This is a genomic window from Paenibacillus sp. IHBB 10380 (assembly GCF_000949425.1).
In the GTDB taxonomy this organism is placed as follows: domain Bacteria; phylum Bacillota; class Bacilli; order Paenibacillales; family Paenibacillaceae; genus Paenibacillus_AQ.
Genome location: NZ_CP010976.1, coordinates 168,779 through 185,418, shown reverse-complemented (window position 1 = coordinate 185,418; position 16,640 = coordinate 168,779). Strand labels below are relative to the sequence as shown.

At 39.0% G+C, this 16,640-nt stretch carries 13 protein-coding genes; all 13 read right to left on the bottom strand.

The window, feature by feature from the left end; all coding sequences use genetic code 11:
- Positions 1 to 52 precede the first annotated feature (52 nt).
- On the bottom strand, positions 53 to 1,108 hold the full coding sequence (locus UB51_RS00740) for a Delta(5) desaturase DesA (protein WP_044875637.1): 1,056 nt from the start codon (positions 1,106 to 1,108) through the stop codon (positions 53 to 55).
- 319 nt (positions 1,109 to 1,427) lie between these two features.
- Positions 1,428 to 2,291 carry a response regulator transcription factor gene (locus UB51_RS00735; RefSeq protein ID WP_082062959.1) on the bottom strand — a complete coding sequence of 288 codons (864 nt, stop codon included), beginning with the start codon at positions 2,289 to 2,291 and terminating at the stop codon, positions 1,428 to 1,430.
- Positions 2,269 to 4,128 carry a cache domain-containing sensor histidine kinase gene (locus tag UB51_RS00730; RefSeq protein ID WP_044875636.1) on the bottom strand — a complete coding sequence of 620 codons (1,860 nt, stop codon included), beginning with the start codon at positions 4,126 to 4,128 and terminating at the stop codon, positions 2,269 to 2,271. The genes UB51_RS00735 and UB51_RS00730 overlap by 23 nt, the downstream gene beginning before the upstream one ends.
- Before the next feature lie 27 nt (positions 4,129 to 4,155).
- Complete coding sequence (locus UB51_RS00725; protein ID WP_199924976.1) at positions 4,156 to 4,986, bottom strand: carbohydrate ABC transporter permease; 831 nt, start codon at positions 4,984 to 4,986, stop codon at positions 4,156 to 4,158.
- Positions 4,986 to 5,870 carry a carbohydrate ABC transporter permease gene (locus UB51_RS00720; protein ID WP_044875635.1) on the bottom strand — a complete coding sequence of 295 codons (885 nt, stop codon included), beginning with the start codon at positions 5,868 to 5,870 and terminating at the stop codon, positions 4,986 to 4,988. The genes UB51_RS00725 and UB51_RS00720 overlap by 1 nt, the downstream gene beginning before the upstream one ends.
- A gap of 99 nt (positions 5,871 to 5,969) precedes the next feature.
- A complete protein-coding gene (locus UB51_RS00715) occupies positions 5,970 to 7,349 on the bottom strand; it encodes an extracellular solute-binding protein (RefSeq protein ID WP_044875634.1) in 1,380 nt (459 codons plus the stop codon).
- Between the two features lie 486 nt (positions 7,350 to 7,835).
- Positions 7,836 to 8,048: a DUF3934 family protein gene (locus UB51_RS00710; RefSeq protein ID WP_044875633.1), complete on the bottom strand. Its 213-nt coding sequence runs from the start codon at positions 8,046 to 8,048 to the stop codon at positions 7,836 to 7,838.
- Between the two features lie 219 nt (positions 8,049 to 8,267).
- Positions 8,268 to 10,697, bottom strand: coding sequence for an ABC transporter permease (locus tag UB51_RS00705; protein WP_044875632.1), 2,430 nt, complete (start codon positions 10,695 to 10,697; stop codon positions 8,268 to 8,270).
- A gap of 6 nt (positions 10,698 to 10,703) precedes the next feature.
- Positions 10,704 to 11,462 (bottom strand): ABC transporter ATP-binding protein, encoded by a 759-nt coding sequence (locus UB51_RS00700; RefSeq protein WP_044875631.1) that lies wholly within the window; start codon positions 11,460 to 11,462, stop codon positions 10,704 to 10,706.
- 96 nt (positions 11,463 to 11,558) lie between these two features.
- Positions 11,559 to 12,989: a sensor histidine kinase gene (locus UB51_RS00695; RefSeq protein ID WP_044875630.1), complete on the bottom strand. Its 1,431-nt coding sequence runs from the start codon at positions 12,987 to 12,989 to the stop codon at positions 11,559 to 11,561.
- 23 nt (positions 12,990 to 13,012) lie between these two features.
- Complete coding sequence (locus tag UB51_RS00690; RefSeq protein ID WP_044875629.1) at positions 13,013 to 13,726, bottom strand: response regulator transcription factor; 714 nt, start codon at positions 13,724 to 13,726, stop codon at positions 13,013 to 13,015.
- A 151-nt stretch (positions 13,727 to 13,877) separates the two neighbouring features.
- Positions 13,878 to 14,348, bottom strand: coding sequence for a HEAT repeat domain-containing protein (locus UB51_RS00685; protein ID WP_082063269.1), 471 nt, complete (start codon positions 14,346 to 14,348; stop codon positions 13,878 to 13,880).
- A 228-nt stretch (positions 14,349 to 14,576) separates the two neighbouring features.
- Positions 14,577 to 16,457: a molecular chaperone HtpG gene (gene htpG / locus UB51_RS00680; protein WP_044875628.1), complete on the bottom strand. Its 1,881-nt coding sequence runs from the start codon at positions 16,455 to 16,457 to the stop codon at positions 14,577 to 14,579.
- Positions 16,458 to 16,640: the final 183 nt, after the last annotated feature.

Genomic DNA, 16,640 nt, shown 5'->3' with positions numbered 1-16,640 from the left:
CCACTCGTATTACTATTCATTATATATTCATATCATCCTTAACACACATTCTTTATTCACCTTCAACGGTTGGCCGAGGAACTTTGATCGTTTCTGCAACTGAATCACGCTTTTTGAGTAGGTGCTTAATACTTTTAAAAGAAACAAATGTCTTGCTATTCTCATCCCATAGACGGAAGTTCAATGACTTCAGACTAGAGCTGAGGGTAATCGTCGTCGCTTTCTGTAGAGGAGGTGAGGCATTATGTGCTTTCTCCAAGTTATAGTTAGGCACTTTCGGGCTTAAGTGATGAACATGATGGAAACCGATATTTCCAGTTATCCATTGTAATAGCTTAGGTAACTTATAATAAGAGCTTCCCTCAACCGCAGCATTGACGTAACTCCACTCTTCATCGTGTTCAAAGTAAGAGTGCTCAAACTGATGTTGTACATAGAACAACCAAATTCCTAGCATCGCCGAAACGAAAAAGATGGGTATTTGGATCATCACAAATGCCTGCCATCCGATGGCCCAGCATAATACCGCATAGAGAGTCACAAGAGATACATTCGTAATGTATGTACCCATTCTCTCCTTGCGTTTTGCAGCCTTACGATTAAAACGATAAGAAAATAAGAAAATGAAGATCGGTCCCGCACCGAACAATACCAATGGATTCCGATATATCCGATAAGCAAGTCGACGCCATTTGGAAGACTCTGCATATTCATCTACGGTTAGAACCCACATATCTCCTGTTCCTCTTTTATCAAGGTTACTGCTCGTTGCATGATGAATGGAATGAGTATTCTTCCACTGCTGATACGGAACAAGGGCAACGACACCAGTAATCGTGCCTATAATTTCATTCGCGAGACGGCTCTTGAAGAAAGCCTGGTGACAACAATCATGAAATATAATAAATGTCCGGATCACAAACCCGGAAGCGATAATAGTAATAGGAAGTGTAAGCCAATACGATACAGATAGACTCAAATACGCAAGATACCATAGCACCACTAAAGGCACCACAGTGTTTATAAGCTGTCTGATACTTGCCTTTGTATCGATTTGTTCAAAAGGGGCAATATTTTTTTTCATATTGGATACGGTGGGCTGAGCCATAAGTATGTTTTCCTCCTCGATATGACGCACCAGAAACTTCTTCTGTTTGTCACTCGTACTTTTTATTCCATTATATTAGCTACAGACCAATTGTTGTAGTCATAAACGTCTAGTCCAGAGTATGACAAACGTCATATATTAAAATGATTGGCCACGCTTTCTATTTTCATACTACACAAATATAAGGAAACGAACGAAGACAACAAAAAACTAGCTCTTTGAGGAGCCAGTCTTAATTTGCCTATTTTATTGGACATAACCTTCTATTTTATTGGACATAACCTTCTATTTTATTGCATCCAATACTCTACTTTAAGGCTTACTCTACTACTTGTTTATCCTCTTCATTTGATTCTGTCAATCCTAATACATTGATAGCGTTTGCATCTTCATTTGTAACAATTCTTCCACATTTTTCTCTATATTCTTTTGGCGACATGCCGTTCTGCTTTTGGAACACCTTTGTAAAATAACGCCGTTCCTGATAACCTACACCGAAGCCGATTGTCGTAATGCTCTTATCGCTGTTGGCCAGCATGAATCTAGCTATTTCCATCCGTTGAAGTGTTACATATTCAACAAATGTCATGTTAAAACGATTCTTGAACAGGAGACAGAAGTAGCTACAACTGATACCCAGCATATGGGCTACCTCTTCAATACCAATATCCAAATTTAGACGTTCTGTTATATACTGAACAGCTGTGTTCATCAGCTGTTCAGTTGTTTTCTTGATATTGTCACTCTCTAAGGTAGGTACTTCTTGAAATAATGGAATACTGGTATACAATTTATCTTTAAATTGCTTACTTCGAATCTGGACGCCAATATCACGAATCTTGTTTCCCAGTTCCTCGTAATGAATCGGCTTACATATGTAATCCTTAACACCAAGACGTATAGCCTCTCGTGCGTAATCAAAATCCTGATAACCGGTAATAAGTAATACCTCGCTATTAAGGCCCATCTCACGTAGTTTCTTAACGAAAGTTAATCCGTTCATCACAGGCATACGAATATCACAGAGCACGAGATCAGGACGTTCTTCTTCTGCAATACGAAGAGCCTCCATACCGCTTCGTGCCATACCGGTAACACTCATTCCCATTTCTTTCCACGGAAGTACTTTCTTCAAATTGTTAAGAATAGGTGCCTCATCGTCAACCAATAATACTTTTAGCATTATGATCTTCCCCCTGCACGTATTTAGGTATGACGCATTGAATAATTGTTCCGTTATCCTGGCTGGAGCAAATAAATATTCCATATCTGAAGCCATACTCAATACGAATACGATCAGCTACACTTCGGACTCCAAGGCCTCTGCGCTCCAGATGAACCGAGCTTTCGCTTTGACCTTCATCTACGTGATACTGTTCTGTATTATCACTAATCATATATTGAAACATGGACAGCTGAGACGAGCTCATTCCAATGCCGTTATCTTCAATCCTCAGGATTAGGTTTCCCTGCTCCTCCCAGCCACTAATAGTCAACTGACCTTTGTAATCAATGCCCTCAAAGCCATGCTGAATACTGTTCTCCACAAGCGGCTGAAGTGTAAGCTTCAGAATTCCGCAGCCATTAAGTTCCTCTGGAATATCAATTGTGTAGTCGAACAAATCCTCAAAACGAAACTTCTGAATGTCGAGATAATCGTGAAGGTGTTTAATTTCTTCCTCCAGCGTGATTTCATCTCTATCTTGAATGCTAATCCGTAAAATACTGGCGAGTCTATATACCATTTGGCTCACCTTACGTCCCTCGTTCTGCACAGCCAATACGTTGATTGATTCCAAAGTATTGAATAAAAAGTGTGGCTTAATCTGGGCCTGTAGAACACGCATTTCCGCCTGATTTTTATGCCGCTGTTCCAATTGAATCCGATTAAACAGAGTATTGATTTTATCCATAAGATCATTGAAACCCTTGGCCAACAATGTGAGTTCATCGTTACCCTTCTCTTCCATTCGGCTACTTAAATCCCCATCCTCCACGCGGCGCATAAAACGAACAATAACGGCTATCCCGCCTGTAATCCGGTTCATAAAGAAGATATTAAAAATCAGTGCTGCCAAAAAACAGATTAAAATAACAATAACGAACCATCTGGCAAAAATCGCAACTTCCCGGGACAATGATTCCCACGACGTTACAGATACAAGACTCCATGGATAGTCCTTTAGATGGTACATAGAGACAATGCTTTTTTCTCCTTCAAACTCTGTTTTGAAACTCTGAAAGCCTTTTTTGAAGGATATTTCATTTGTTGTTAATGTCTGGAAGACTTTACCATCTAGCTTTTTGTCTGAATCGAACAAAATCATTCCCTGATCATTCACGAGCATAAATGAAATCTTTTGGCTATCATCACCAATTTTCAAGTTGCGAAATATCGATTCGAACTCCCAATTCTTGATTTGCACAACGAGAATACCAATATTCTGAAAGAAGCTTAACTCCTTTACGAGCCGGATTTGTGTGAAAACAGGGTCACTACCTGTCAGCCCTGGATATTCATGAGGAGCCACCCACTTTGGCAAACCGTTAAGAGCCATGACTTCATGATACAGACTGCTTTCTTTAAACTTATCATAGGTGAGAGGTTGGAAATTCTCCTTATTGAAAAGGGATACAATTTCCGAGTTTCCTTTTCCATTAAAGTTGTACAGAAAGGCGTAACTGATCGAAGGATGATTGTAGAGCAGACTGCGGAAATTGCGTTGACTGGCATTCAAATTCAGTTGCTCAGCATCGGTGAGATCCTGCTTTGAAGGATCCTCTGCATTAAGTGCCATATGAAATACAGAGGTCGCAATCCCGTTGTCTGTCACATTGTTCATATCTTCAAACACACTCGCAATGCTGTAGCTGATTGCTTTGAGCGAATACTCCGACTGTTGGCTGTATTTCTTCTCAATAGAATTATAAGTAACAAAAAACATAATCATTCCAAGAGTAAACAACGGGATGATAATCAGGCCCCAAAATGCCGCAAACAATTTATAACGTAAATTCATGGGCTATTGCTCCTGACTGTAAAAACATTATCCTTTTACGCTACCCGCTGTTACACCTTCGATAATTTTTTCCTGAAGAACTGCATAAAGAACGACGACAGGTACCACACTGTAAACGATACCGGCAGACATTTGCGCATAGTTCATTTGATACTGATCACGGAACTGGACCATTCCCACTGGAAGTGTACGCAGTGCATCGCTAGAAAGGAAGTAGTTGGCTAGTAGAAATTCATTCCAATTACCCAGGAAATTAACAATGAAGACTGTTACCATTGCGGGTACCGTCAGAGGTACTATAATTCTAGCAAATATTCCCTGAGCCTTCAAGCCATCTACAACTGCCGCTTCTTCAATTTCTCGAGGAAGATTGCGCATAAACGCAGCCAAAATAATAACCGTAAACGGAATTGAATTAGCAATATAAGGAATAATTAGAGCCATGTGAGTATCCAATATTCCTAGCTTACGGACTATAGTATAAATAGGTAGCATAAGCGCGTTATTAGGAATAAGCATCCCTACCAGCACCATGGAAAAGAGGATACCGTTCCATTTTCCTTGACGCATGCGGGTTATTGCAAATGCAAACATAGAACCGAGTAGAATAGTCACAACAGACGCAAGGATGGATATGTACAAACTGTTGAAAAAGTACGTGCTTATTTTAGCATTTACCCAGGCCTCAACGTAATTGTTGAAGACAAACTCACTCGGAATACCAAAAGGATTTAAGGCAATTTCATTATTATCTTTCTTAACTGATGAGAATAACACAAACAGAAAAGGAAATAGAATAACGAGCAGATACGACAAAAGTATTATATGTGGGACACACTTCTTCAGGTTGCGAATCATCAGTATTCAATCCTTTCTGTGCGCTTGGCAACTAGCTGCTGATAAAGAACAGTAACCACCAGCGTAAAGATAAAGATCAGAACAGCGATCGCATTGCCGTAGCCATATTTAAAGTTGGTGATAGCATATTTAATCATGTAGGTAGCCATGACTTCGGTGGAACCTGCTGGTCCGCCTTTTGTCATAACAAGCACAATATCAGCTGCTTTCATTGCTCCTGCAATAGATAGCATGATAACCACGGATATAATCGGCATAATGAGTGGAAGCGTAATACGCATAGCCCGCTGAAATCCGTTAGCGCCGTCAATCATCGCTGCTTCATTCAGTTCACCGGAAATCGACAGAATAGCTGCCAATACCATTACAATATAGAATCCAGTCCACTGCCAGCCATTCGTCATTAGAATGGACAACATTGCAAATCTCTCATCGGATAACCAGTAGATTGGTTCAACACCGAACAGAGCGATTATTTTATTGAGTAGACCAATGTTAGGCTCATAAATAAAACCCCATAGAATACCTATTACTGCCGTGGACATAATTGAAGGCATAAATACAGCTGTCTTATACAAACCCTTCAATCTTTTCACATTAGAAATTAATAGCGAGAATAATACAATTAAGGGAACTTGTATAAAAACGGAGAATAAAATAAAAAATCCGTTATTTCTAGCTGAAATCCAGAAACGCTCGTCTCCTAGCGCTTTTGTGAAGTTACTCAGTCCTGTAAACTTAACCGTCTCTGATACGCCATTCCAACTAGTGAAGCTATAATAAATGGAGCTGAAAATAGGATAAATAAAAAACATTAAAAATAGAAATAGAGCCGGCACAACAAAAAGGATAAAAACCAAGGGATTTCTCATTACTTTGTTCATGTCTACCTCCGATTGTTGGACATCAGTGGATGTGTTTGTGAGGAGATTTTAAAAAATGCACCCTGGTCAATCGCCAGGGTACAGTCATCTTACTGCTCCTTATTCCACTGCTGCGTTAGCTTCTTCTTGGATCTTTTGCAAGGCTTCGCCCATTTTCTCAGGAGTAGTCTGACCACCGATCAGACTTTGAATCTGAATGTTACTAATTTCAGTTGTAACATCCGCCTGAACAAGGGAGTCAAACGCTGGGAATGAAGATTTGGAGTTGTTAAGAACAGCCACAATTTCACTCATTAGGTCATCTGTAATATTTTTGTTAAGAACAGCTTCATCAATTTTGATAGCAGGTAGAACACCATCTTCTACAAGTCCACGCAATTGCATTTCTTCATTGAAAAGGTTCTTAATGAACGATTTAACAGCAGCATATTGGCGTTTGTCATCTGCAGCAGTAGCCGAGAAACCGTAACCATTATTTACATCGCGCATCAATGCCGTTTGATCACCAGCTCCACCCTCAACTGCAGGGATGTTAAAGAATCCGACCTTACCAATCATGCCTTCACCGGATTGACCCGCTTTGAATACGGAAGACTTCCAAGTACCGTCATACAATAGGATCGCTTCACCGCTCGTGAATTGCGTTGTATATTCTGCATACTCAAAGCCTAGCTCGCCTTTTTTGAAATAACCTTTGTCTACCCATTCTTTATACTTCGCAAAGGCCTGAACTACGTTAGCATCTGTCCATTTAGCTTCACCAGTAACGAACTTCGAAGTAACATCTGGACCTGCATAGCGAGACCAGAGGTGGTTAGCTAGCATTAGAGGAACCCAACCTGCTTTGGAAGCTCCAGCTAGTGCTACTTTACCATCAGCCTTGATGTCTGCTAGTTGTTGCTCCAACTCAGCAAATGTAGTTGGCGCTTTCCAACCTTTACTCTTATAGTATTCTTTATTGTAGAAGAAACCTTCACCAGAACCACCGATCGGCAAGCCGTAAACTTTTCCTTCATAAGTGTAAGGATCAAGACTTGAGAACTTGTCTTTAATACCTAACTCATCTAGGATTGGTGTCAAATCTAGCAATTTCCCTTCTTTTGCATATATCTTGGAGTCAGGACTACCAAAAAGATCAAAGATATCTGGTGGTTGACCTGCTGCCATTTCACCGCGTAGCTTTTCTTTACGGTTCACATCAGATTCCACTCCGTCCAACTCGAACGTTAAACCAGGAATTTCTGATTCAATTTTTCCTACAACATCTTGCAAAATAGCAAGACGTTTCTGCTTGTCTGCTCCCACTTGAGTATGGCGCAGTGTCATTTCGAACGGCTCACTATTGGCAGTAGTTTCCGTCTTGGCTGGGGCATTGGTTCCCTCTTCTTTGGTAGTAGCTTTATTGTTACCTCCGCAACCAGTCAGTAAAGCTGATGTTACGAACATCAGGGACAAAAGCATGGTTAAGCTTTTTTTCATTTTCTATGACCCTCCCTATAAATAATTTCTTCTACACTCCCTATTATAGGAAACCAAGTTTGTTATTGTAAGGTTGAGATTCATCTAAAATAGGGATAAAATACTCTAATGTAAGCGAAATCATTGGGTATTTTTAACTACAAATGTCACATTACCTCACATAATATTCAATAAATATGTTATTTAATGTATTTAAATGTAATAAATTATGCTTTTATGAAAAAGAAATAAAATCTACGTTACGTTACTTACGTTATGGGACATAGGATCGAAATATACAATAGGTACAATTACATAGAGTTCTATAATTCCACAAATACTGATAAAAATAGACACAAGAAGAAACGGTTACTGTCCTTAAAGGGACCGTAACCGTTTCTCGTAGAAATATAAGAAAAATGGCTCCTGATAAAAGTCAGAAGTCATTTTTTATCGAGCTTTTGCAGGTCTTTCTTGAAGAAGTTTCTTTCTTCAAAGACCTTTCAATTAGTGCCTTTTTGTACTCTTGATTATAATTTCTTTTTTCAATGCGGTCTCATCTTTACTATCGCCGTCGCTTTTATCTTTTTCCGATCCTTTAACATACTTTACAGGATAGGGTTTGATAGCCTTCTTCCCTTTATCCGTTTTGTTCCACCGCGTCCAACCTTTACTCCCTGTTCCTCTACCCGTTCCGCCTTTACCCTTAGCTTTACTCATATCATCACTCCAATAATCTTTGTATGTTGAGATAACCGATATCCCTTAATACTCTTCTAAGAAAAGTAAATTCATCTCATTAGTATACCATACCCTTATCCTTATCATGTCATGATTGAAGAAGTTGATCGTCAAAAAGCCCCAGCTATACCGTAGGCTGGGGCTTTTGTACGTAAATATTTACATTTCAGACCAACTCACCTGGTAGCCTCCATCCCATTACTCAATCGCAAGTATTTGTGGAGATGTTGTAGCCACCACTCTTGAAGAAGCCCAAGAGCCAAGTCCTGCTGAAATCATAGTCACACAGGCAATAGCAATGATCCCTGCCCAATTCATTATTAAAGGTAATTCAGCAAGGCCGTAATCAGAGAGAATACTTCCAAGAAGCATGGGCAGAAGATAAACTCCCACAAACATGCCTATAACCGCACCGATAGCAGAAAGAGCTACAATCCCTAGCGTTACAGACCATCTAATTTTAGTTGAAGTCAGTCCTATGGATTTATATATGCCGTATGTTTTACTTTCTTTTCTGATGTTAATACGACTAGTACTGTATACGATGATGATTGTAACTCCAGTGAATAACAATCCCATGATACTCATGGGTAGAATTAAAGATGCAACAGCTTGTTTAAAATTGTTATCTAATAACGTTTGCATCGTTACTGCTAATAAGGAGTCCTTATACTTCACATTCATTTCATTTATTATAAAATCCGCATCTCGAATATCATTCAAAGTAATGTAAGCTGCATCAAAACCGTTATAATCGGGATGATTCACTTTGACTGCATCCACTGTAATTCTTCCTGAAATTGACTGAGAAGCGATGGACTGGTAGATACCGGTAATCGTAAGCATATGTTTGTATCCTTCGATATAAACCTCTATTACATCTCCTATATCTTTATCCAGTTGTTTAGCTACATTAATTCCAATCGCAATTTCATTTTTATTTTGAGGGTTCTCCCCTCTTAATGTGGTGTATCCTATCTCATCATAACTTCCATCCATAACAGATATATTAAAACTCATGGACTGGGCAGTTGAATGTTCAGTGTTCAGATTCCTTTCTGGGGAAACAACACCATTGATTTCGCTCCTCCATCCGATGTTTTTAATCCTCGGATCAGATAATATCGCTTTATCAAATTCCACACGGGAAAATGCTGACTTGTTTTTAATCAGCAGTACAATGTCCGATGCATCATACCCCCATAATGGGGATGTCTGCTTCATAGAACTTGAACTCAAACTGTTTAATAGAACAAACCCCAGCACGAGCACAGCTGACATCATAGTGGCTAGAAACAGCATAAGTACGGAGGCCTTCTTATTCTTCAATAAATTTCTTAGCCCAATAACGACAAGGATCGGCGATCTTCCAAAGGAAATTCTATGATTTTCTTTAGCAGCGAATCGTTTGGTCATTGTGCTATTGTCACTTTCCGACATGCCATATCGAATGGCTTGCATAGGCTGTACGAGCCGAGCTTTGTTGGAATAAACCAACACAGATAGTATGACGAGTATAAATACAAAGATTCCGATAGCAAAGGTTATAAGATTCCCTTCCAGACTGGCCTCCGTGGTCCCCGTCTTTAGGGACGAAAGTGCACTTTCTACTATAACGCTCGATATCCATTGACTAGCTATTAATCCGGGAATAATTGAAAGAATAGCAATCAGTGCATATTGCGTTAAATAGACCCCAATCATTCTCCTTGAGGATAACCCTAATGCCTTGATTACCCCAATCGTTTTATATTTGGATAAGATATCATCTGAAATCGTAAATCCAATCGTAAATAAAGCCACAAGCATCATCACGACACCTAGAAAAACCATAATAAATCCAATCGCTTTATTCATAATCAGATAAAAAGAAGACATTTCTACAAAATTCATTTTTGTGTCAAGATAAGGAGTACCCATGTCTTGCTCAAATTGTTCCCAGTAGCTTGGACTCTGACTATAATCATCGAATCTAAGCCCCATCATATACTGATCTTTACCCTGCATGGCATGAAATTGTTCATTATAGTCCTGATGATTCATCCATATGCGTGCACCTGTGGAAAAGGGTCCTCCTCGGGGAATATCCACAATGACGGCGGATACTTGCAATTCAAAATTCTTCTCACCTGTTGTAAATCCAAGTGTATCTCCTACTGAAATATCATATAAATAGGCCATGGCAGTGGGGACCCATATCGTCCCTTTCTCAGGCTTTAAACTCTCATTCCCTTGTGCAAATATAAGCTCATCTACTGCATAAGGGCGCGTAGGCGTATCCAACATATCTAAATATAGGCTTGAAAGTCCTGTAGAAGGCTCTTTCCCCTGATTGGTCATTCCGGATAAGGTTCTAAACGGGATCAATTCTGACGATGTAACCCCTTCTTGTTCATTCCACCATTGATGTACCTTTTGCGGGTCATGTAGCTCATCTCCTAACGTCAACATCTCATGAGAGCCATGTGTTTTATTGTGCATATCCGTAAATAAATTATTTGTATTCAATATAACCGTAACCGATGTAGCAAGGAGTAATGTCGATAAGAGGATGAGTAAGCCTATCAATCCATTATGTATCTTCTTTTTTCTTAAATTAGCTAAACAAAGAGAGTAAACTGCATACATAAGCTCTTACCCCTTTCCTGAGACGCAAGAGAATATAATCGATTCTCTGTCTTGGATATGGGTATTATCAAACTTATCAAATTCCAACACATCCGCTATTTTTCCATCTTTTATCAATATAAGACGATCAGCTCTGCAAGCCGCTTTGATATCATGGGTTACCATGACCACCGACTGCCCTTTACGATTCATATCCGTTAAAATATCTAGGACAGCCACGCCTTGATCATAATTCAGGCTTCCTGTCGGCTCGTCCGCAAATATAACATCTGGCGCATTGATCAATGCTCTGGCAATCGCCGCTCTTTGTTGTTGTCCACCAGAGGTCTGAGAGGGTAGGCGATGCTGCTGTCCCTCGATTTCCATAGCTTTCATTAGTGAGAGCGCCATGCGCTTCACTTCCTTCTTAGAGTGCCCGGCAATGTACCCAGGCAATGCGATATTCTCACGTAAGGTTAGGTCAGGTACCAGATTAATACTTTGATAAATATATCCGATTCTAGTTGCCCTGAAATCTGCTAATTGCTTCTCTTTGTAGCTGTCGATACGTTGTTCTTTAAAGTAAACCTCACCTACCGTTACGGAATCAAGCCCACTTAGAAGATACAGTAGTGTGGACTTACCTGAACCTGAATTCCCCATAATAACTGTGAAATCCCCTTCATAAACTTCTAAATCCAGATTTCTGATGGCATGAAATTGTTCGGTTCCCGTGGAATAGGTTTTGCAAAGATTCGTAGCTTGAATGATCGCTTTCTTTACCAAGTATAAGCCCTCCTGAAATAATGTTATATTCTCATTGTAAAGGGCACTTATGTATAGACTCTTATCTAAATATTAATGAAATATTACAAACACAACCTAACATAACGGAATCCAACAATGAAATACCGTTCCTTGACCTTGCACACTTTTGAAAGAAATAGAGCCATGGTGCGCTTCGATAATATGTTTACAAATGGAGAGTCCTAATCCCGTCCCCTCATTCCTAGGATTGGAATTCAACTTCCCTTTGAAATAGCGGTCAAAAACAAAAGGCATATCCTGTGGAAGAATTCCTTTTCCTGTGTCCGCTATCGTTATTTTCAACTGTCCCAGGGCAAGCTCTATATTCACAGTAATAGAATCACCCGCAGATGTATGTTTCAAAGCGTTGGCGGTGAGGTTAGATATGACCTGTTCCAATCGATTGGCATCCACATGAATCAGTACATTGGGAATATCCGGCGGCTCAATGAAAGTAACTCCTGTTGTACGAACATAATGACCGATCGGTTGTAGAATGGTAAGCAACATGTCCCTACTGTACTGCTCAGTAAGCGTCACTGAGATCTGCCCTAATTCTTTTAATGCATGCACCAAAAGATCCTCCGTCAATCTCGTCATTTTATCCGTATTATTATGCATGACCTCAACATATTCCATAACTGATGACATATCAGGACAGACCCCCTCACGTATGGCTTCAATGTAAGCTTTCAGCGTTGTTAGAGGTGTCTTTATTTCGTGTGAAATATTGGAGATCAGTTCCTTCTGTGCTTGCTCTTGTTCATCTCTTCGAAGGCTATGATGCATAATTTCCATTCTCATTTGGTCAAACACCGCATAGACCTCACCGATCTCGTCCATGACTTTGTATGTGGCTTTTTGCTCATAGTTTCCTTTCAGAATAGCTTCTGAGTAATCCTTTAAGTGATGAATAGGCTGGATAATATCCACTTTAATTTTATTTCTAATAAGAGACATCAATAAGCATAGAATGAGTAGTAACGAAGTCATGATAATAAATAGAGAGAGAGGCGTAGCGTGGGACTTCTCAATCAAGACAAATCTTGCAGGTATTGTAAAGAGAGCATTCCCAATTTGAACTTGGGTTGCCTCATCAACCACAGGAAAAGCGATGTTATACGTATCCATATCCACTCTTGCATGATATAAATCATAATGAAGTGCCGTTTTTAAATCTATTTGTTGAATGGTGTTGTTGGGAGAAGAATTGAATATAACACGGCCATCCAGTTGCGCATATATTAAGCTCACATGGTGATCTTGAGACATGCCTTGGAGGGCTTCTTGTACCTTGGGATCATCATGAATCTTCTGACTATATTGCTCTAGGTACAGCATCATCTCGCTCACTTGGAGCCGTACCTGATTAATTACATGCTTAGAATCAGCCTCGCTCTCACTTCTGTAGTTGTCCCAGAGCAAGCCTGCCCCACATCCAATGATTATGAATAGACAAATAAGAACAACTATAAACCATTTTCTAATCCAATCATTCAAATACATTTATGTATCTCCAATCTTACTTGTCATTCATCGAAGCTAAATTTGTATCCAATCCCCCAGACTGTCTTAATATACATGGGGTTTGACGGATCAACTTCCAGTTTCTCTCGTATTCTTCGAATGTACACAGTTATTGTACTTTCATCACCATACGAAGTGTAGCCCCAGATAGCATCCAATAGCTGGCTTTTAGAGAATACTTGGTTTCTATGTTTGGATAGAAAAAATAGTAGCTCTAGTTCTTTCGCGGATAATGAAATTTCGATGCCGTCCTTCGTTACTTTATATCCCTTTTTATCAATGGTGATCTTTCCAAAGTGTAGAATATCTTCATTGTCCGGTAGGTTCGCCGGTATACTTATCATGCTCTCAACTCTACGTAAATTGGATTTGATTCTTGCTAATAATTCGGTTAATGAGAAGGGCTTCGTCATATAATCATCCGCACCAAATCCAAGTCCAAGCACCTTATCGGTATCACTGCCTCGAGCACTTAAGATAAGGATGGGAACATTATTCTTCTCGCGTATTTGACGACATAGCTCAATACCGTCCACATCGGGAAGCATAATATCCAGAATAATGAACTCCGGATTCAATAACTCAATGAAATGTAAGGCCTCTTTACCATTGTTAGCAATGGCAACCTCGTATCCATTCTTGCTAATATAGTCCTTTATAATTCGAGCAATATCTTGTTCGTCTTCTATAATAAGGATTTTCCTAAGTCGATTCATATCCATTCTCCTGAACTTATATAAATAGTTGATTAGAGTGTCACATCGTTTAATTCGCTCATAATCGACATATTCCCTGCTTTTTTTGCGATGGAATCACAAAAAAGCATCTGATTGGATTCTCACCATCAGATGCTTTACTTTAGATATACTATTTTTTAGATAAGGACGCCCAAACACCTTCGAGCCACTTATCAAAGTCATCGCCCTTGTCACCTTCGTACGTATCATAAATATCAACTCTCATCTTTTTCAACTTCTCTTTGAAATCTTCATACGTATGATCTGCTGGCAGACTCTTCTTAATTCTTACCAAGATTTTAGTTAATCCTTTAAACAACTCGCCTTTGTTCTTAGCTGGTGCTGGAACATCTTCGCCCAGTTCTTTGAGCTTGAGGTAAGCAGCCTCTTGTACTTGATACACAGGATCACTAGTCGCCATGCGCGTTAGTACATCGATCACTTGTTTATTGTCCAACTGAGCCAACTCTTCAACGGCATTTAATCGTACTCTCCAATCGGATGAGCGATTAGCAGCTTTTTTCAAATCCTCGTATGTTGGACCTACCTCAATATTTTCTTCTTCATTTATTTCTAGTTCGTTGATTACTTCTTCATTCATTACTTCTTCATTATTCAAACCATTCAATCCCCTTCTAATTCAAATCTTGTTAGCAAAATGACAAATATCCAAGTACAGCAATATATTCATCTCTACATTGTGAGCGTTAACCTCAATAATGTCCATATAAATCTCCATATCCACTAGTCTTTCCCCATAGAAGATAAATAACCCGCCTAGTTTGCACCAGTGTCGGGTTATTTATCGTTACTCATTAATACCGATTTATCAAACCATTATTTTACAAATGTCATTAGTGAATTCAACAGGATCTTGAATTGGCAATCCTTCTATTAAGAGTGCTTGAGTGTATAACAGGTTGGTATATAGATTCAGTTTCTCTTTATCTTGCGTATACGCATCCTTTAAGGATTTAAATACCTCGTGGTTGATGTTAATTTCCAGAACTTTGTCTGCTTGTACATCTTGACCATTAGGCATAGCTTTCAATATTTTTTCCATCTCAATTGTAACTTCACCATCTGTAGATAGGCATACGGGATGAGTTCTCAGTCTTTTGGATGCTTTGACATTCTTCACTTTATTGGTCAGTAGGCTGGTCATATATTCAAAAAGTTCCTTGTTATCGTTCTCTTCCGCTTCAGACTTCTCTTCATTAGCTTCAGATTCAATCCCTAGGTCGCCACTCGATACCGATTTGAACTCTTTCTCTTTGTAGTTCTGGATCATCTTGATCGCGAACTCATCGATATCATCCGTAAAGTACAGAATTTCATATCCCTTATCTGATACCATTTCGGTCTGTGGAAGCTTATCGATTCTATCCATTGATTCACCAGAAGCATAATAGATATACTTTTGATCCTCTGGCATTCTCAATACATATTCATCCAAGGAGACAAGCTTCTTCTCTTTAGAAGAGTAGAACATCAACAAGTCCTGTAGCACTTCTTTTTCCATGCCGTAATCGTTATATACCCCGAATTTCAGCTGTCTGCCAAAGGATTTATAGAATTGCTCATATTGCTCACGCTCATCCTTCAACAAGCTTTGCAATTGACTTTTGATTTTATTCTTAATGTTCTTGGCAATGAGTTTAAGTTGTCTATCATGCTGTAATAGCTCTCTTGAGATATTAAGTGACAAATCCTCTGAGTCAACCATCCCTTTAACAAAGCTGAAATAATCAGGAAGAAGGTCTGAGCACTTATCCATGATCAACACACCATTCGAATAAAGCTCTAGTCCCTTCTCATATTCCTTCGTATAATAATCAAACGGCGTATTCTCTGGGATATATAGAATAGCATTATATACTACAGCACCATCTGCGCTAATATGAATATGTTTAATGGGCTTATCGAAACCATAACGTTTTTCAGCATAAAAGTTGTTATAATCTTCTTCTGTCAGCTCATTCTTATTTTTCCGCCAAATTGGTACCATACTGTTTACGGTTTGTTCTTCTTCAAATTCCTCGAATTCATTCTCGCTATCTTCTTTAGGGCGTTGTCCCTTAACATCCATCTTAATCGGGAATCTAATGAAGTCGGAGTATTTCTTAATAATCGATTTTAACCGATATTCATCTAAATACTCGTCATATTGATCATCTTCAGTACTCTCTTTAATTTGCAAAATAATTTCAGTACCTACCGATTCCTTCTCACATGGCTCAATCGTATATCCGTCTGCACCCTCAGATTCCCATTTAAATGCTTCATCGCTACCCAATGCTTTACTATTTACAGTAACCACATCCGCCACCATGAAAGCTGCATAGAATCCAACCCCGAATTGACCAATAATATTGTGTCCATCTTGGGATTCATTCTCTTTCTTGAATGATAATGAGCCACTCTTGGCGATAATTCCCAAGTTATTCTCAAGATCCTCTTTCGTCATCCCAATACCTGTATCGGTAATTGTCAAAGTACGACTTCCCTTATCGGCCGTTACTTTAATGTAATAGTCCTCTTGATTAAATACCAATTGATCATCAGATAATGCTTTGTAATATATTTTATCAATAGCGTCACTAGCATTAGACACAAGCTCTCTCAAAAATATTTCTTTTTGCGTATAAATCGAGTTAATCATCATTTCTAGCAATCTTTTCGATTCTGCTTTAAACTTTTTCTTTGCCATGAATAGTTCTCCCTTCAATATAAGAAAATAATAGGATGGTTTATTTGGATATGTTTGAATCTAGCTGAAATGTTGGAACAAGATTAGCACTCTGGATATCAGAGTGCTAATCCTTGTTTTTATATATCATGTATTAGTATAGAATGTCAATATGTGGGTTACATAAACTGCTATAAATCTTCA